The following is an 18,891-nucleotide window of genomic DNA, read 5'->3' on the forward strand; positions in this document are numbered from 1 at the left end:
GTCACGCGCGACGTCGCCCGCGCGAATTCACGGAATGCGCCGGCCGGGACGCGTCCGGCCGGTGACGCTGTGTCGGCGTCGCGAACCTCTACGCGAGCAGCCGCAGCGCGTCTGCGAGCGACAGCACCGTCGTGCGGGTCTCGAACGCCGTCGCGAACAGATGCTCGTGCACGACGGGATCCGGGTCGTAGCAGCAGTCCTTCACCGTAAACAGCCGGAAATCCGCGTCGCTGGCGTGCGCCACCGACGACAGCACGACGCCGGTCGATGCAATCCCGACGAGGATCAGCGTATCGATACCCTGTGCGACGAGCCGCGGCTGCAGGTCGGTGCGGTAGAACACGCTCGCGCGATGCGCGGCGAACAGCGGTTCATGGTCCAGCCGCCCAAGCTCCGGGCACAGGCCGTCATCGACGAACAGCCCGAGCTGCTTGATCCCCTGGCCGTTCTTGTTGCGCGGGCTGACTTCGGGATAACCGGGGCTGAAGCGGAGGTTCGCGAAACACACGTGGACACCGCCGGCGCGCGCCGCATCGCACAGCTTGCGCGTGTTGGCGAGCAGGGTGGGCGCGACCGACGGAAAGAGACCGAGGATGTCGGTCTGGTAGTGCATCACGATCAGCGCGGTTTGCGCCGGCACGATCGGTGGAATCGGCGCGGGCGTATGGCTGCCCGCGCTTGCGTGGCGAGTCGTCGCGAAATCTGAAGCGTGTTCCGGTTGCATGACTGATGCTCTCCCATGAGTCACTTCGGTGGTCACTTCGAGGTTGTCAGAAAATCGACCGCTCCGTATACGTCGTCAACCATTCGAGCGCCAACGTGCCCGCCAGCGAGTTCCCGTTCGCATCGAGCCCCGGCGCCCACACGCACACGGCCATCTCTCCCGGCAGCACCGCAACGATCCCGCCGCCGACGCCGCTCTTGGCCGGCAGCCCGACGCGATAGACGAAGTCGCCGGCCGCATCGTAGGTGCCGCAGGTCAGCATCAGCGCCGACAGCCGCTTCGCCGAACTCGCATCGACGATCCGCTCGCCGGTGACGGGCGCGACGCCGCCGTTCGCGAGAAAGAGCGCCGCCTGCGCGAGCTCGACACAGTTCATCTCGATCGCGCACTGGCGGCAATACGCGTCGACCACCGCGTCGGGCGGCATCTGCATGTTGCCGAAGCTCGCCATGAAATGCGCCATCGCGCGGTTGCGTTCCGCGTGCTGCAGTTCCGACAGCGCGACGCGCGAATCGTAGTCGAGGTCGTTCGAGCCGATCAGCCGCCGCACGAATTCGACGAGCGCGGTCTCCGCCTTGACGAACCGGCGGCACAGCACGTCGGTGACGACCAGCGCGCCCGCGTTGATGAACGGGTTGCGCGGCTTGCCGCGCTCGCTTTCGAGCTGGACGAGCGAGTTGAACGCGTTGCCGGACGGCTCGCGGCCGACCCGCTCCCACAGCGCGTCGCCGAGCAGCTGGAACGCGAGCGTGCACGCGAACAGCTTCGAGATGCTCTGGATCGAGAATCGCTCGCGCGCATCGCCGACCGTGTAAACGTTTCCATCGAGCGTCACGACGGCCATCCCGAACTTGTCGGCGGGCACTTTCGCGAGTTCGGGGATGTAGTCGGCAACGCGCCCCTGGCCGATCCAAGGGGCGAGTTCGGTGTGGATCCGTTCGAGGATCGGCTGATAGTTCATCACGTGAGGCAGGGCGGGCGCGCGGCCCGGATTCCGGGGAGCCCGTATGGAACCGTTTTGGCGCCGGTTCGTCAAGCGCGACGGCCATTGCGCCCTTATTTTCGAGATCGGCAAACAGGCAATCGGCGGGCGCAGTATCATGCGGTACGTTTCGGCCGATGGCCGGCAGCCGGCGCGAGCCGGTGCCGCCCCGGTCTCTCCGTATGATCCGACCGTTGCCCATGTCTTTTCGCATCCTGCTCGTCGAAGACGATACCCGCCTGTCCACGCTGATTGCCGGCTACCTGCGCAAGAACGACTATGAAGTCGACACTGTGCTGCACGGCGACGCCGCCGTGCCGGCGATCCTGTCCGCGCGCCCGGACCTCGTGATTCTCGACGTGAACCTGCCGGGCAAGGACGGCTTCGAGATCTGCCGCGAGGCGCGCAAGCAGTACGACGGCGTGATCATCATGGTGACCGCGCGCGACGAGCCGTTCGACGAACTGCTCGGCCTCGAATTCGGCGCGGACGACTACGTGCACAAGCCGGTCGAGCCGCGCATCCTGCTTGCGCGGATCAAGGCGCAGCTGCGCCGTGCGCCCGTGCGATCGGCCGAAGGCGCCGCCCCGCAGCCGGAGCGCTACACGTTCGGCCAGTTCTCGATCGACCGCACCGACCGTTCGGTCGTGCTGCCCGGCGGCGACTCGCCCGATCTCACGTCGGCCGAGTTCGACCTGCTGTGGGTGCTGGTGTGCCACGCGGGCGAAGTCGTCAGCCGCGACGACCTGATGCTGCAGCTGCGCGGCGTCGAGTTCGACGGTCTCGACCGCACGATCGACGGGCGCATCTCGAAGCTGCGCCGCAAACTGCACGACGATGCGGGCAACCCGCAGCGGATCAAGACGATCCGCAGCAAGGGTTACCAGTTCAGCAAGCATGCGTGGGAATGATGCCGCGCCGGCGCAGCGCCGCCGGCCGCGGCCGCCCCGCATCGCACGATAGCCGGAAGCCGCGATGATCCGACGCACCCGTTCGCACCCCGATGCACCGCCGCTGTCGACGCTGCGCTACGTCAAATGGCGCTGGCTGCATTTCCGCCGCGCATGGACGGATACGCGCGCCGACCGCATTCCGAGCTGGTCGCGCCTGTACGTGCGCACCTACCTGCACCTGCTCGGCCTCGTGCTGCTGACGGCGCTCGTGCCGGCGCTCGCGCTGTGCGTCGTGTTGTCGCCGGAAGTCGTGTGGCATGCGTTCGACGCGCTGCCGGGCGACATCTGGATCGTGCTCGCGTTCGTGTTCACCGCGCCCGCGCTTGCCGCGTACCGGTGGATGCGGCCGGTCTGGTCGGATCTCGTGATGGTGCGCGAGCGCGCGATCGACTTCACCGGCGGGCGCTTCAACACGCGCGCGCGGGAATCGCACAGCGTGATCATCGGCCCGCTCGCGCGCACGCTGAATGCGCTCGCGATGCGCATGGAGCGGCTGATCGCCGCGCAGCGCGACCTGACGAACGGGATCTCGCACGAGCTGCGCACGCCGCTCGCGCGCGTGCGCTTCGCGCTCGAGATGCTGCGCGAGCCGGGCTCCGCGGCCGAATACCATGGCGCGCTGGAGAGCATCGCGCAGGACGTGACCGAGCTCGAGGAGCTGATCGACATGAGCCTCACGTACGCGCGGCTCGAATACAGCTCGCTGCAGTCGAACCTCGAACTGACCGCGCCGGTCGCGTGGTTCGAGCATCAGGTCAGCGACGCGCAGCTGCTGTATCCGGAGCGCGCGATCGAGTCGCGCATCGCGATCGCGTCGGACCTGCGCGTGAAGATGGACCGGCGGCTGATGTCGTACGCGATGCGCAACCTGCTGCGCAATGCGAGCAAATATGCGGCGTCGCAGATCGTCGTCGGGATCGCGATCGAGCACGGCAACATCGCGATCTTCGTCGAGGACGACGGCCCCGGCGTGCCGGAGAGCGAACGCGAACGGATCTTCGACGCATTCGTGCGCCTCGACCGCCGCACCGGCGGCTACGGGCTCGGCCTCGCGATCACGCGCCAGGTGCTGCACGCGCACAACGGCCGGATCGCGGTCGTCGACCCGGTCGAACTCGGCGGCGCGCGCTTCGAGATCAGCTGGCCGATCTGAGTGCCGTCAGTACGTGCGGCCCAGCTGCAGATAGATGTTGCGCCGTCCGCCCGGCGCGAGCGCGACACCCATGTACACCGGCCCGAACGCGGTCGACAGGCTCGTGAAGAACGTATAGCTCTGCTTGAGCGTGCCGCCGCCGATCTTCTCGCCGCTCGACCACACGTTGCCGACTTCGGCGCTGGCGCCGATCGACAGCGCCTTGACCGGCGACGCGTTGAACGTCATCAGCTGGTTCATGTACGTGACGTTGCCGTACGCGAGTTCGTTGCCGTTCAGCTGGTCGGCCGCATACGCGGCCAGGTGCTGGAAGCCGCCGAGCGTGAAGTTGAACGCGTTGATCAGGTTGGTGCCGCCGATGCTCTTGCCGCCTTCGATCGTCGCGCTGATGCTGTGCCGGCCGAACTGCTGCGCGATCATCGCCTTGCCGTAGATGTCGGTAAACGGCGTATTGGAGATCGCCTCGTCGAATTGCTGCGCCGACTGGCTGTTGTGCGACAGCAGCGAGCGTTCGACGCGGAACTCGGTGTAGTAGCCGCGCCGCGGGAACATCGGATCGTCGAGCTGGTCGATGACGAGCCGCGCACGCGCCGTCAGCGCCTGCGACGTGAAGCTCGGCCACAGCAGCGTCGAGCTGCTGCCGTCGTCGGACGAGAACGGCAGGTTGTAGTTCGGCGAGCCGTGCCCGGTCGCGTAGCCGATGCCGATCCGGAAGTCGCCGAGGCGCCCGATCGGCAAGCCGAAGTCGAGCCCCGCGCGCGCCGTCTGCATCAGGTACTGGTTCAGCTTCACGTCGCCGCTGTTGTCGTACAGGTTCGCGTAGCGGCGCTGATATTCGGCGTACGGCGCGATGTAGAAACCGTAAATCGACGCGAAGGGCTGACGCAATTCGACGCGCGCCGACTGCAGGTCGCTGCCGATCGTCGTATCCGCGCGGAACTCGAGCCCCGACTCGGTCAGCCACGGCCGCCGGTAGCCGACGTGCAGGCGGAAACCGCCTTCGTCGGTCGAGCTGCTCGACATCCCGACGCCGAACAGCAGGAAATTCGGCCCCCAGTATTTTTCCCGCGCGTCGATCTCGAGCACGTTGTCGTCGCCGTGGCTGACGATCTGCTGCGTCACGCTTTCGAAATTGCCGCCGGTCGTCAGTGCGAGCAGATCCTGGCTGACGGTCGCCGGATCGTAGATGTCGCCGGGCTTCACGTGCAGCGCGTTGTGGACGACGCGCTTCGGCACGCCGCCGGTCGTCTTGATCTCGATCCGCGTGATGCGGATCGGCGGCGGCAGCGGCTGCGCATGCGCGGACCGGTAGGCCGCGTACTGTTCCGGCGTCAGCGCGAAGTGCCGAAGGCGCGGCAGCGCCGCGGTCGCGGCGGCCGCGCCGGCGGCGATTGCCTGCTTCGCATTCTGGAAATCGGTGAACGCGAGCGAGCCGAGGTCGGGCGTGAGCAGCACGTCCTGCGCGGCGAGCTGCTTGCGCTGCGACGTCACGTTCTGGCGGATCAGGATGCCGACCATCTGCTGCATCACGTCGGCCGGCGACGCGAGCGCGTCGAGCGGACGCAGCGGCGAGCCGATGTCGACGGCGATCACGACCTTCGCGCCCATCTGCCGGGCGGTGTCGACGGGCAGGTTGCTGACGAGCCCGCCGTCGACGAGCGCGCGGCCGTTGATCTCGGCCGGCGCGAACAGGCCGGGCATCGCCATGCTCGCGCGGATCGCGAGCGGCAGCGAGCCGTGGTCCAGCACGACCATCTGGCCGGTCTGCAGGTCGGTCGCGACTGCGCGATACGGGATCGGCAGCTGGTCGAACGGCTGGTTGGTCGGCACGGCGGCCGTCCAGTTCGCGAGCAGCGCCTGCAGCCGGTTGCCCTGCACGAGCCCGACCGGCGCCTTCACGCCTTTCTTGCCGAAGCCGAGCGTCAGGCCGTTGATATACGAGCGCTCGTCCTCGCGGCTGCTTTGCGGCAGGTCCGCGCGGTCGGTCACGTCGAACGCGATGTCGGCCAGGTTCACTTCGGACAGCCGCTTTTGCATCTCGTCGGCGGCCATCCCGCTCGCGTACAGGCCGCCGACCACGGCGCCCATGCTCGTGCCCGCGATGCAGTCGATCGGGATGCGGTTCTCCTCGAGCACCTTCAGCACACCGAGATGGGCGTATCCGCGGGCGCCGCCGCCCGACAGCACGAGGCCGATCGACGGCCGGCCCGACGGGCCGCCGTCGGCGATGCACGTCGGTGCGGCGGACGCGGGCACGGCGGCAGCCGGGGCGGGCGCAGTGTCGGCGGCGGTCGCAGCCGTCGCGGCGGCAACGGCTGCCGTCGCGGTGCGGGTGGCGGTGTCGGCGGCCGGCAAGGGCTGCGCGGCGACGGTGCAGCACCAGAGCGCAACGAGCGTTGCGCCGAGCTGGCGCACCCCGAGCCAGCGGAGAGAAGCGGGCGCTGTCATGGTGGAATACCTGGCGTGATCGGGCATCGGACGCCTGCCGGGAGCAGGCAAGACCGAGAGATTACCGTGTTTTACAAGCGCAACGCGAGCGGCCGATGCGGGGCTGCGTACCGGCGAAAACGGGTTTTCGGCAATTTCGTCGCGAAAAAATCATCAGAATTGCCTAAAGTATCGGAACGATTTGCCGCTAAGCCCTTGATGGGGCGGCGAAGGCGCGCCTCGGGGATGCGGCCTGGCCGTTTCGGCTCGTTTGTCAAAAAAGGCTTGATATGTCGACACCGCTGTTCGGAAAGTTGTTTGCGCAACCCGTTGCAATCGATCCCGGGACGGCGAGTACACAGATTTACACGCACGAGCGTGGCGTGGTGCTGAACGAGCCGTCGGTCGTCTGCTTCCGCAAGGCCGGCGCGTCCGATGCGCGGCCGACGCTCGAGGCGGTCGGCGAACGCGCGAAGGCGCTGCTCGGCCGCGAACCGGGGCATCTCGAGGCCGTGCGGCCGATGCGGCACGGCGTGATCGCCGATGCGCACGCTGCCGAGCAGATGATCCGCCGCTTCATCGACATGTCGCGCACGCGCTCGCGCTTCAGCCGCCGCGTCGAGGTCACGCTGTGCGTGCCGTCGGACGCGACGGCGGTCGAGCGCCGCGCGCTCCGCGACGCCGCGTTCGCGGCCGGTGTATCGGACGTCGAACTGATCGAGGAGGCGCTGGCCGCCGGGCTCGGCGCGGGCCTGCCGGTGACCGAGCCGGTCGGCTCGATGGTGATCGATATCGGCGGCGGGACGACGGAAGTGGCGGTGATCGCGCTCGGCGGCATCGTGTACCGGGAGGCGATCCGCGTCGGCGGCAACCAGTTCGACGCGGCCATCGTCAATCACGTGCGCAACCTGTACGGCGTGCTGCTCGGCGAACAGACGGCCGAACGCGTGAAGAAGACGATCGGCTCGGCCACCAGCGCCGTGCCGCGCACGTCGACGCGCGCGATCGGGCGCGGCGTCGGCGACGGCCTGCCGCGCTCGATCGAACTGTCGAACCACGACGTCGCGGACGCGCTCGCCGCGCCGCTGAAGCAGGTGATCGGCGCGGTGAAGTCCGTGCTGGAAAACGCGCCGGCGGAACTCGTGACCGACATCGCCCATCGCGGCGTGGTGCTGACGGGCGGCGGCGCGCTGCTCGCGGACCTCGAACGGCTGCTGCGCGACGAAACCGGGTTGATCGCGCGCATCGCCGACGAGCCGGCCACCTGCGCGGTGCGCGGCGCCGGCGAGGCGATGGGGCGGCTCGCGATGTGTTCGGCGGATTGACGGTGGGCGAGCATGCCGCGCGACCTTCGTTGAAGGTCTTTCAAATGCCGGCCATCCGCTGCCGCGAACGTCGGCACGCCTGACCGCGACCGGCCTGCGCCGCGTGGTGCGGCCGACACCTGGACACGCCCGGTACACGATGCCAGCATGACCGTCCATGCAGATGGCAGATGGCGTACTTCTTCCAGGAGTTGAACAACATTGAACCAACGTCTCAAGCGCCGCGGTGCGGCGCGGATCGGCCGCGCGCTGGCGGTTATCGCCCTTTTGTGGATCGCTGCGGCCGTCGCGATCGCCGGTTGCGGGATGCGGATGCGGAGTGAACCCGTCGATGTCGCGGTGATCTTCGGCAATGCGCTGGATGAAAACGGCGCGCCGAAACCCGTGCTTGCCGCGCGGCTCGACGTCGCCGTGCGCTGCCATCGGGCCGGGCAGTGTCCGGCGTTCCTCGTCAGCGGTGCGATCGACGGCCCCGGGCTGAACGAGGCAACCGCGATGCGCGACTATCTGGTCGCGCGCGGGGTGCCGGCCGAGCGGATCGCCGTCGACGACCAGGGCGACAACACGCTCGCGACCGCGCAGCACACGCGCGCTTACATGCAGGCGCACCGGATGTCGCGCGTGCTGATCGTCAGCCAGTATTACCACCTCGCGCGGGCGCGCCTCGCGTTCGAGCGCGTCGGCATCGAGCCGGCGAACATCTTTGCCGCGTATCCGCGCCGCTTCCAGTTGCGCGATATCTATTCGAGCTGGCGGGAAGTGCCGGCGTTGGGGATTTATGCGGTGCGTCTGTGGCTGAATCCCGATGCGCAGCCGATATCGTTCCGGCCGATGCTCTATCTGATGAGCCTGTTTTCGTAACGCGGTGCAGCATTTGCAGCGGACGGTTTCGGATTTTCTTCCTGACAGCCGTTTCCCGTTGCGGAACCGTTCGCTGTTTCGCGTCGAATCGCGCGGTATCCGATTAATGGAATCGGTACCGTAATCGCCGCGCGATTAACATCATCCCGCGTTTGGGCCTCCGCACGCCCATTCGACGTGATTTGTCGGCACGCAAAAATTTTACTAACAGTGTGCCGTGGTCAAAGCGGATCGATATTATCCATCCCACCGTTGTTACCGTCCCGTCTATATCGCCTCACAAGAACCGGCCGCGACATTTGGCGCTTGTGCCCGCTGTACGGCGTCATCAATTCGGTCGATACCACGCGAAATTGCCGTCGCCGCATCGAGCCTGCGGTGGCGGGCTCGCCGAATGCATGTAAAAAATACACGTCTCGCGATTTTTGCCCCATAGCCAAACATCAACTGGAAAACCCGGTTTTTTTGATATAGCCTTGTCTCACAAAAAAGCAGCGCGATATTCGAATCAACCAGAAAATCACTGCGGAAAACAAGGGGCCACCATCATGTCATTCGGCTAGTTTTGCGTTCGCAAACGAGAATCGATTAACCGCAGTTCATCCACGAATAAACCGACGTCGTGCCGCGACCGCCGGAGGGCATGTTTTTGCCCTTGATTTTCTGCTGTCGCCGTCCGATTCAGCGGCCATGCCGATGACGAGGGGGGGGGAAGCATGAACATTGCGTATCCGAATTCGAAGAAGAGCGGAGAGCCGTTTCCGAAACTCCTGTTGCCGACCGGTATTTTCCTCGCGTTGTCCGGCGCCGGCATCGTTCCGGCCTATGCGACCTGCAGCACCGCCGGCACGACGGTCACCTGTTCGGGCGTAGCGAATCCGCTGGCGCCGAGCTATTCGAACAGTGCGAACAACCTGAACGTCACCGTCAATCCGGGCTCGAGCGTGGGCGTGCTGCTCGGCGTCGGCGGCACCGCGATGTCGCTGACCGGCAGCGGCGTCACGCTGACCAACAACGGCACGATCGACCCTTCGGCGCTTGGCTCGGGCCTCGGCGTCCTGTCGAGCGGCGCAGTGGTCGGCAACGCGACGGCGAGCACCACGACCGTCACCAACAACGGCACGATGAACGGCTCGACCGGCGTCGCGATCAGCGGCGTGACCGGCATGGCGCTGTCGGTCCAGAACGGCACGGGCGGCGTGTCCAACATTTCCAACACCGGGTCGATCGGCTCCGCTGCGCTGGTCGGTGCGACGCTCACCGGCGCCGATGCGCCGGTGGTGGCCGCATACGGCGGCGGCCAGGTGAACATGTCGAACAGCGGGACGATTACCGGGCGCGTATCGTTCGGCTCGAATGGCACGCCGGGACAGGGCAATACGTTTACCAACTCGGGCGTGATCAACGGCAGCGTGTCGATGGGCGCGAACAGCACCAACACGTTCAATGCGATGACGGGCTCGTCGGTCAACACGGCGGGCGGCACCGGCGGCGCGTTCAACATCACGGTCGGGCCGATCACGCTCGGCGTCGCGGCGACCGGCATCGTCGACGGCGGCGCGGGCGGCAACAACACGCTGAACCTGCAGCAGGGGGCCGCCGCGAACGGCACGATCGCGGTCAACAACTACATCAACTTCAATCATCTCGACGTCACGAGCGGCAACTGGACGATCAACGGAGCATCGACCGCGCAGGACGCGACGCTGTCCGGCGGTGTCGCGATCATCAACGACAACGCGTCGCTCGGCACGGGCACCATTACCGGCAACGGCGGCGCGCTGCAGGCGGGCACGGCCGGACTCGACGTTTCGAGCAATGTGTCGCTCGGTGCGGGCGGGCTGACGGTGCAGGGCGCAACCGGGCTCACGCTGTCGGGCACGGTGACGGGCGGCGGCACGCTGACGAAGAACGACGGCGGCACGCTGACGCTGTCGGGCGCGAACAGCTACACGGGCGGCACGAACCTGAATGGCGGCGGGCTCGTGATCGGCAACAATTCGGCGCTCGGCACGGGCATGCTGAACGTCAATGCGGCGGCGTCGCTCGACACGAGCACGAACGTGACGCTCGCCAATACGGTCAATCTCGCCACCGGCACGACGCTGACCATCGGCGGCAGCAACGATCTCGGGCTGACCGGTGCGATCACCGGCGCCGGCGGCCTCGTGAAGAACGGCGCGGCGACCACGACGCTGAGTGGCGCGAACACCTACACGGGCGACACGACGATCAACAGCGGCACGCTCGCACTGAGCGGTGCGGGCAGCCTGTCGGCGACGGGCACGGTCAACCTGAGCGGCGTGGGGGCGACGTTCGACCTGAGCGGCGCGTCGGGCGCGCGGACGATCGGCTCGCTGGCCGGCGCGGCGGGCACGAACGTGAACCTCGGCGCCAATTCGCTGACGCTCGGCGGCAGCGGCAATGCCACCTATGCCGGCACGATCGGCGGAACGGGCAGCCTGACGCTGTCGGGCAGCGGCACGCAATCGCTGACGGGCACGAACGTGTACACCGGCGGCACGAACCTGAACGGCGGCAATCTCGTCGTCGGCAGCAACGCATCGCTCGGCCTCGGCGCGGTCAACGTCAACGGCTCGTCGACGCTCGACGCGACCACGAACGTGTCGCTCGCGAACGCCGTCGACATCGCCACCGGCACGACGCTCACGATCGGCGGCAGCGCGGATCTCGGGCTGGGCGGCACGGTCTCCGGCGGCGGCGGGCTCGTGAAGGACGGCGCGGCGGCGCTGACGTTGAACGGCGCGAACAATTTCGCGGGCGGCACGACGCTGAACGCCGGCAGCCTCGTGCTCGGCAACGCGTCGGCGCTCGGAACGGGTGCGTTGACCGTCGCGGGCGCGGCGACGCTCGATGCGAACACGAACCTGACGATCGGCAACGCGATCGATCTCGGCGCGGGCACGGCGCTCACGCTCGGCGGCAGCAATGCGCTCGGGCTCGGCGGCGCGATCTCGGGCGCGGGCGCGCTGGTGAAGAACGGCGCGGCGACCGTGACGCTGACCGGCGCGAACACGTACAGCGGCGGCACGACGATCAACGCGGGTACGCTGGCTATCGGCGCGGGCGGCAGCCTTGCCGCAACCGGCGCCGTGAATCTCGCGAATGCCGGTGCAACGCTCGACCTGGGCGGCGCGGCGGGCGCGCAGTCGATCGGCGCGCTGGACGGCGCGACCGGCACGTACGTGAACCTGGGCGCCAATGCGCTGACGCTCGGCGGAACCGCCAGCGGCACGTTCAGCGGTGCGATCGGCGGCACCGGCAGCCTGACACTGGCGGGTACCGGTACGCAGACGCTGAACGGCCCGAGCACCTATTCCGGCGGCACGAATCTCAACAGCGGCACGCTGGTGCTCGGCAATGCCGCGGCACTGGGCACCGGCGCACTGACCATCGGGGGCGCGGCCACGCTCGATACGAATACGGCGCTGTCGGTCGCCAATGCGGTCGATCTCGGCGCGGGCGCGACGCTCACGCTCGGCGGCAGCAACGCGCTAGGCCTCGGCGGCGCGATCTCCGGCGCGGGTGCGCTCGTGAAGGACGGCGCGGCGACCGCGACGCTGACCGGCGCGAACACGTACACCGGCGGCACGACGATCAATGCTGGCACGCTGGCGATCGGTGCGGGCGGCAGCCTCGCCGCGACCGGCACGATGAATCTCGCGAATGCCGGCGCAACGCTCGACCTGAGCGGTGCGACGGGCGCGCAGACGATCGGCGCGCTGGCCGGGGCGGCCGGCACGAACGTGAACCTCGGCGCCAATGCGCTGACGCTCGGCGGCGCCGCCAGCGGCACGTTCAGCGGCGCGATCAACGGGACCGGCGGCCTGACGCTCGCGGGCACCGGCACGCAGACGCTGAACGGCGCGAGCACCTATTCGGGCGGTACGACCCTCAACAGTGGCGGACTGGTCCTCGGCAATGCCGCGGCACTGGGCACCGGCGCACTGGCGGTCGGCGGCGCGGCGACGCTCGATACCAACGCGAGCCTGTCGGTCGCGAACGCGATCGATCTCGGCACGGGCGCGGCCCTCACGCTCGGCGGCAGCAATGCGCTCGCGCTGAGCGGCGCGATTTCCGGTGCGGGTGCGCTCGTGAAGGACGGCGCGGCGACGACCACGCTGACGGCGGCGAACACCTATACCGGCGGCACGACGATCAATGCCGGCACGCTCGCGCTGGGCGCCGGCGGCAGCCTCGCATCGACCGGCACGGTGAATCTCGCCGGCACCGGCGCGACGCTCGACCTGAGCGGCGCGTCGGGCGCGCAGACGCTCGGTGCGCTGTCGGGCGTGACGGGCAGCACCGTGAGCCTCGGCGCCAACGCGCTGACGCTGGGCGGCACCGCCAGCGGCACGTTCGGCGGCGTCATCGGCGGCACCGGCGGCCTGACCGTCGCGGGCACAGGCACGCAGACGCTGACCGGTAGCAATACGTACACGGGCGGCACCACGATTGCGTCGGGCGGCACGCTGCAGCTTGGCAACGGCGGCACGTCGGGCAGCGTGGTCGGCAACATCGTCGACAACGGTGCGCTGATCTTCGACCAGTCCGCCAACGTGACGCTGGCGAACGTGTTGTCGGGCACCGGCTCGCTGACACAGGCGGGCAGCGGACAACTGACGGTGACCGGCATCAATGCGCTGAGCGGCCCGACTACCGTCGCCGCGGGCACGCTCGCGGTCGACGGATCGCTCGGCCAGTCGGCCGTGACCGTGCAGAACGGCGCGACGCTGACGGGCACCGGCACCGTCGGCGGCCTCGTCGTCCAGGGCGGTGCGTTCGCCGCGGCGTCGCAGCCGGGCGCGCCGCTGAACGTGACCGGCAACGTCACGTTCCAGCCGGGTTCGACGCTGCAGGTCGCGGTCACGCCGCAGCAGAGCGGCAGCATCGTGGCGGGCGGGACGGTCACGCTGAACGGCGGCACCGTGCAGGTGCTCGCGAACCAGGCCGGCTACCAGCCGACCACGACGTACACGATCCTCAGCGCATCGGCCGGTGTGCAGGGCACGTTCAGCCAGGTGACGTCGAACTACGCGTTCCTGATGCCGACCCTCAGCTACGATCCGAACCACGTGTATCTGCAACTGGTCGCAAACGGCACGTCGCTGCCCGATGTCGCGACGACGCCGAACCAGCGCGCGGTCGCGACCGCGATCGGTGCGCTCGGCGCGGGCAATCCGCTGTATGACGCCGTGCTGACGACCGATGCAGCCACCGCTCGCCGCGCCTACGGGCTGCTCGACGGCGAACTGCACGCGAGCCTGAAGAGCATGCTGCTGCTCGACAGCCGCTACGTGCGCGATGCGGTGACCGATCGCGTGCGCCAGGGCCTCGCGCCCGGATCGGGGCCGCTTGCCGCGCTGTCGTCGGGCGGCGCTGCGCTGTGCGGCGACAACACGGCCGGCGCGACCGATCGCGCGCTGCCGCCGGAACGCCGCATCGGTTCGCGCGAGGGCTGCTACGGCGGCACGCCTTACCAGCCGGTGGTATGGGGACAGGCGTTCGGCGGCCGTAGCCGGCTTGGCGGCGACGGCAATGCATCGACGATCAACCGCAGCATGACGGGCTTCATCGCCGGCGCCGACATGGCGTTCAACGACAACTGGCGTGCCGGTCTGGCGGCGGGCGTCACGCACAGCTCGCTCGACAACGACCGGAGCGCGTCGGCGGCGGTCAACAGCTACTACCTGTCGCTGTACGGCGGCGCGCAGTACGGTGCGCTCGGCGTGCGCGGCGGCGCGTCGTACACGTGGTACCGGATCAACAGCGACCGCTATCCGGGCTTCGCCGGCTTCTCCGATCACGATTCGGCCGGCTACAACGCGAATTCCGCGCAGGTGTTCGGCGAAGTCGGCTATGCGGTGCCGGTCGGGCCGGTCGCGCTCGAACCGTTCGCGGGTCTCGCGTATGTGAACCTGCATACCGACGGCTATACGGAAAGCGGCGGCGCGGCCGCGCTGCGAGCCGGCGGGCAGACGACCCACGTCGGCTTCTCGACACTCGGGCTGCGCGCCGCATCGCAGCTCGGCGCGATCGCGAGCGGCACGTTCACCGCGCGCGGGACGGTCGGCTGGCGGCATGCGTTCGGCAACGTGCGGCCGTCGTCGGCGTTCACGTTCGCGAACGGCGGCACGTCGTTCCAGGTATCGGGCGTGCCGATTGCTCGCGATAGCGCGGTGCTCGAAGCAGGCATCGACGCGAACGTCACGAAACGCCTGACGCTCGGTCTCACGTTCAGCGGCCAGTACGGCAGCGGCGTGCGCGACAACGCGGTGCTCGGCAACGTCCTGTGGAAGTTCTGACCGGCTGATCCGCGCGCCACACGCGCGCAAGCGACGCCCCGCGACGCCGCCCCGTCGCGAGGCATCGCGACGCGTCGCTTCATCGCTGCGCACGCCCCCCGTTCTGGCCTATCCTGTGCGAAACACGCGACGCGCGCCGCGCGTTGCGCCTCGACACAGGAGGATCGATGCCGAATCACGCCGAAGCCACCACGACGCAGGCGCCGCAAGTCGCGCCTGTTCCCCCCGCTCGAGTGCCGGGGCCCGCGTTCATCGCCCCCGAAGCCAATCCGCAGGCGCTCGCGCGCAACAACCAGTACGTGCTGAAGTCCGGCGACGCGTTCGTCGTCAGCGACGCGCTCGGCGACATCGCCGGCCATGACGACGGCCTGTTCGTCGACGACATGCGCGTGCTGTCGACCTGGCGCCTGACCTTCGGCGGCCGCGCGCCGTCGCTGCTGTCGGGCGCGACGAGCGCCGACAACGCGTCGTTCACCGCGCACCTGACGAACCGCCCGCTGCCGCCGCTCGGCGGCCACGAGACGCCCGAGGGCGTGATCCACATCGAACGGATGCGCGTACTCGCGGGCGACGTGCTTTACGAAGCGCTGACGCTGACGAACTACGGCGCGAGCGAGGCCGAAGTGCCGCTGTCGCTGTCGTTCGCGGCGGATTTCAAGGACATGTTCGAAGTGCGCGGCACGCAGCGGCCAAAGCGCGGCACGGTCGTTGCGCCGCGCGTCGACGCGGGCGCGGTGCGGCTGCGCTACGACGGCCTCGACAAGGTCGAGCGCAACGTGACGGTGTATTTCTCGCCGGCGCCCGACGCGCTGTCGGTCGATCGCGCCGACTACACGCTGACGATCGCCGCGCAGGCCTGCGTGTCGATCTACCTGACGGTCGATGCGACGCTCGGCGCGGCGCACGACGGCCAGGCGCCGGGGTGCGGCCGCGTCGCGCTGCGCACCGCGCTCGTCGGCGTGCATCGCGAGATGCGTTCGCGGCGCGAGTCGATGGCGCGCGTGAAGACCGGCAATCCGCTGTTCGACGCGTGGCTCGACCGCTCGCTCGCGGACCTCGGCCTGCTGACGACGCAACTCGACACCGGCCCGTATCCGTATGCGGGCATCCCGTGGTTCTCGACCCCGTTCGGCCGCGACGCGATCGTCACGTCGCTGCAGATGCTGTGGCTGCAACCGGCGCTCGCGCGCGGCGTGCTGCGCTTTCTCGCGGCGCACCAGGCGCGCGAGACGTCCGCGTTCCGCGATGCGGAGCCCGGCAAGATCATGCACGAGTTTCGCCGCAGCGAGATGGCCGCGACGGGCGAGGTGCCGTTCGCGCTGTATTACGGCGGCGTCGACACGACCCCGCTGTTCATCGTGCTGGCCGGCGCGTACGTCGAACACACCGGCGACGATGCGCTGATCGACGAGCTGTGGCCCGCGCTCGAGCGCGCCGCGCAATGGGTGGCCGACAAGTGCGACCGCAATCCGTACGGACTGCTGGATTATCAGCGCACGTCGGAGCGCGGCCTCGCGAACCAGGGCTGGAAGGACAGCCACGACTCGGTGTTCCATGCGGACGGAACTTTCCCCGACGGGCCGATCGCGCTCGTCGAAGTGCAGGCGTATGCGTGCGCGGCGTTCGAGGCGATGGCGATGTGCTCGCAGCGGCGCGGCCATCCGGCCGATGCGGCCCGCTATGCGCTGCGCGCGAGGACGCTGCGCGACCAGGTCGAAGCGCTGTTCTGGATGCCGGACGGGCAGTTCTACGGGATCGCGCTCGACGGTCACGGCGACCTGTGCCGCGTGCTGGCGTCGAACGCGGGGCATCTGCTCGCCTTCGGGCTGCCCGACCCGCAGCGCGGCGCGGCGGTCGCCGGCGTGCTCGGCTCGACGCTGTTCCAGACCGGCTGGGGTGTCCGCACGCTCGCGGCCGGCCAGCCGCGCTTCAACCCGATGGCGTATCACAACGGCTCGGTGTGGCCGCACGACAATGCGCTGATTGCGCGCGGGCTCGCGCGCTACGGCGACAAGACGGCCGCCGTGAATCTGCTGCGCGCATTGTTCGAGGCCGCGGTCAGCTTCGAGATGCGGCTGCCGGAGCTGTTCTGCGGGTTCCCGCGCCGACGCGGCGAGCCGCCCACCGCTTATCCGGTCGCGTGCCTGCCGCAGGCATGGGCGGCCGGTGCGCCGTTCATGATGCTGCAGGCGTGTCTCGGCGTGAGTATCGACGCGGCGTACCACGAGGTGCGCGTCGAGCGCCCGGCATTGCCGGAGGGTGTCGACTGGCTGCGCATCGAGGACCTGCGAGTCGGCGACGATACCGTCACGCTGACGTTCCGGCGCGTCGACGGCCAGGTGATCGCGGCGGCGGAGCAGCCGGGGCGCGTGAAGGTCGTCGCGATGTTGTGACGCATGCGGCATGCGGCTCTCGCGGAGCTTGCGCGATGTCGCGCCACGTCCGCGCGCAGCGGCATAGAATCGTGACATGACCCCTCGAACGATGGCGGAGGCACCTACGATGACGACCGACAACCGGCCCGACGACGGCGAGCACAAGCTCGAGAATCTCGAAGCGGCGGTCGACCACCTGCACAAGTCGATCGAATCGCAGAGCATCGCGGTTGGCGCGGCGAAGGGCATCCTGTTCAGCCTGATCGAAACGCTCGGCGCGCTGATCGGCGATCCCGACCTGCCCGAACATGCGCGCTCGGGCTACGAGGCGCTGCGCGACAAGGCGCGCGAACTGCGCGGCGGCCTCGACCGGCACTGACGCACCGGCGGTGCCGGCGTCGCCGGATGGCGCGCCGGCACTGCCCGATTCTGCGCGATTCACACAAAAGCCCGTGCGATCAACGACTTGGCAGTCTGGTGCGCAGGATATCCACATGCTTGCCAACACAATCTGTGGAGAACCGACCGGCCGCGAAGCGGCCGTGCGCCGGATGCGGCGACGCCGTCAATCGGTGCCGCATCGTTGACCTGCCGGCGCCGATCTACTGAATCCCCTTTTGTATCAGGATGTTACGCGTCACATTGGTGGAATATCCACAGGCTTGCCAACAAAATCTGTGGATAAGTCTGATGTGATTGCTTCTCGACGGTTGAGTATTCCGGGCGCGGAAGCAGACGCCGCCAGCCGCGTGCACAGCGGCTGCCCGCTGCGTGCGTTCGCCCGGTAATTCGTGCGCGATCAACGAGTTAGGTCCCGGGTACCCAGGATATCCACATCCTTGCCAACACAATCTGTGGACAAGGCCGGCCCCGTCACTCGGCGGGCGCGTCGGCCGCTTCCGCGACGATCCAGTCGCGAAACAGCGTCATCGCGGACGTGAGCGGCTTCGACTTCAGCGACGTGAGCCAGTAGCCGCCGCCGTGCACGTCGATGTCGAGCGGCCGCGCGAGCTGGCCGAGCTGCAGTTCGCGCACGAACATGCACGCCGGTGCGAGCGCGACGCCTGCCCCCTGCATCGCGGCTTCGACCATCAGCCGCGACGAATCGAACACGGGCCCGTTGACGGTCCACGGTTCGAGCCGCGCGGCGTCGAACCAGCCGAGCCATTCGTCGGCGCGGTACGAGCGCAGCAGCGTTTCGTTCGCGAGATCGGCGGGCTGCGCGAGACGCCGCGCGATCTCCGGCGCGCACAACGCGGTGAGCGGCGCATCGAGCAGACGCTCGTTGCGCGTCGCCGGCCAGTTGCCTTCGCCGAAGCGGATCGCGAAATCGAGCCCCTCGGCCGCGAGATCGACGACGTTGTTGTTGGTCCGCAGCCGCAGCTCGACGAACGGGTGCGTGTCGCCGAAGCGCTTCAGCCGTGGCATTAGCCAGCCTATGGCAAAGGTGCCTACCGCACCGAGCGTCAGCACCTCGTGGAAGCGGCCGCCCTCGAACTGCTTGAGCACGGTTTCGATCCGGCTGAATGCATCGCTCAATACCGGCAGCAGCGCGCGCCCTTCGTCGGTGAGCCCGAGGCCGCGCGGCAGCCGCGTGAACAGCGTGCAGCCGAGGCGCTCCTCGAGCGAGCGCACCTGCTGGCTGACGGCCGCCTGCGTCACGCTCAGTTCGAGGCCGGCGCGCGTGAAGTTCAGGTGGCGTGCCGACGATTCGAACGCGCGCAATGCATTCAGCGGAAGATGAGGGCGGAGCTTGCTCATAAGA

Annotated in this window: 11 protein-coding genes; 7 read left to right on the forward strand and 4 right to left on the reverse strand. The window is 68.6% G+C overall.

The features are described from left to right. Positions 1-88: 88 nt before the first annotated feature. Both Q3A80_RS14680 and Q3A80_RS14685 read right to left on the reverse strand, forming a co-directional pair. Entirely contained in the window at positions 89-724 is a 636-nt protein-coding gene (locus Q3A80_RS14680) for an isochorismatase family cysteine hydrolase (protein ID WP_446329686.1), read from the reverse strand. Positions 725-770: 46 nt separating this feature from the next. After that, on the reverse strand, positions 771-1,685 hold the full coding sequence (locus Q3A80_RS14685) for a glutaminase (RefSeq protein WP_446329687.1): 915 nt from the start codon (positions 1,683-1,685) through the stop codon (positions 771-773). Positions 1,686-1,906: 221 nt separating this feature from the next. Here Q3A80_RS14685 and Q3A80_RS14690 point away from each other — a divergent pair, with 221 nt between their 5' ends. Together Q3A80_RS14690 and Q3A80_RS14695 are read left to right on the forward strand one after the other, a co-directional pair. After that, complete coding sequence (locus tag Q3A80_RS14690; protein WP_446329688.1) at positions 1,907-2,617, forward strand: response regulator; 711 nt, start codon at positions 1,907-1,909, stop codon at positions 2,615-2,617. Between the two features lie 64 nt (positions 2,618-2,681). Continuing rightward, the gene (locus Q3A80_RS14695; RefSeq protein ID WP_446329689.1) at positions 2,682-3,812 is read left to right on the forward strand and encodes an ATP-binding protein; all 1,131 of its coding nucleotides are present in this window, start codon (positions 2,682-2,684) and stop codon (positions 3,810-3,812) included. Positions 3,813-3,818: 6 nt separating this feature from the next. Here the strand turns inward: Q3A80_RS14695 and Q3A80_RS14700 are convergent, their stop codons facing one another. Then, positions 3,819-6,260, reverse strand: coding sequence for a patatin-like phospholipase family protein (locus Q3A80_RS14700; RefSeq protein WP_446329690.1), 2,442 nt, complete (start codon positions 6,258-6,260; stop codon positions 3,819-3,821). A gap of 269 nt (positions 6,261-6,529) precedes the next feature. On the opposite strand from Q3A80_RS14700, the gene mreB reads away from it, so the two are divergent. The 5 genes from mreB to Q3A80_RS14725 all read left to right on the forward strand — a co-directional run bounded on the left by mreB (position 6,530) and on the right by Q3A80_RS14725 (position 17,505). Then, positions 6,530-7,564 (forward strand): rod shape-determining protein MreB, encoded by a 1,035-nt coding sequence (gene mreB / locus Q3A80_RS14705; RefSeq protein ID WP_446329691.1) that lies wholly within the window; start codon positions 6,530-6,532, stop codon positions 7,562-7,564. A gap of 201 nt (positions 7,565-7,765) precedes the next feature. Beyond that, positions 7,766-8,425, forward strand: coding sequence for a YdcF family protein (locus Q3A80_RS14710; RefSeq protein ID WP_446329692.1), 660 nt, complete (start codon positions 7,766-7,768; stop codon positions 8,423-8,425). 716 nt (positions 8,426-9,141) lie between these two features. Beyond that, a complete protein-coding gene (locus Q3A80_RS14715) occupies positions 9,142-14,751 on the forward strand; it encodes an autotransporter domain-containing protein (RefSeq protein WP_446329693.1) in 5,610 nt (1,869 codons plus the stop codon). 167 nt (positions 14,752-14,918) lie between these two features. Continuing rightward, entirely contained in the window at positions 14,919-17,144 is a 2,226-nt protein-coding gene (locus Q3A80_RS14720) for an amylo-alpha-1,6-glucosidase (protein WP_446329694.1), read from the forward strand. Positions 17,145-17,253: 109 nt separating this feature from the next. Then, entirely contained in the window at positions 17,254-17,505 is a 252-nt protein-coding gene (locus Q3A80_RS14725) for a hypothetical protein (RefSeq protein WP_446329695.1), read from the forward strand. A 494-nt stretch (positions 17,506-17,999) separates the two neighbouring features. Here the strand turns inward: Q3A80_RS14725 and penR are convergent, their stop codons facing one another. Further along, entirely contained in the window at positions 18,000-18,887 is an 888-nt protein-coding gene (penR, locus tag Q3A80_RS14730) for a beta-lactamase transcriptional regulator PenR (protein WP_446329696.1), read from the reverse strand. Positions 18,888-18,891 lie beyond the last annotated feature (4 nt).

Source organism: Burkholderia sp. SR8, assembly GCF_052851275.1.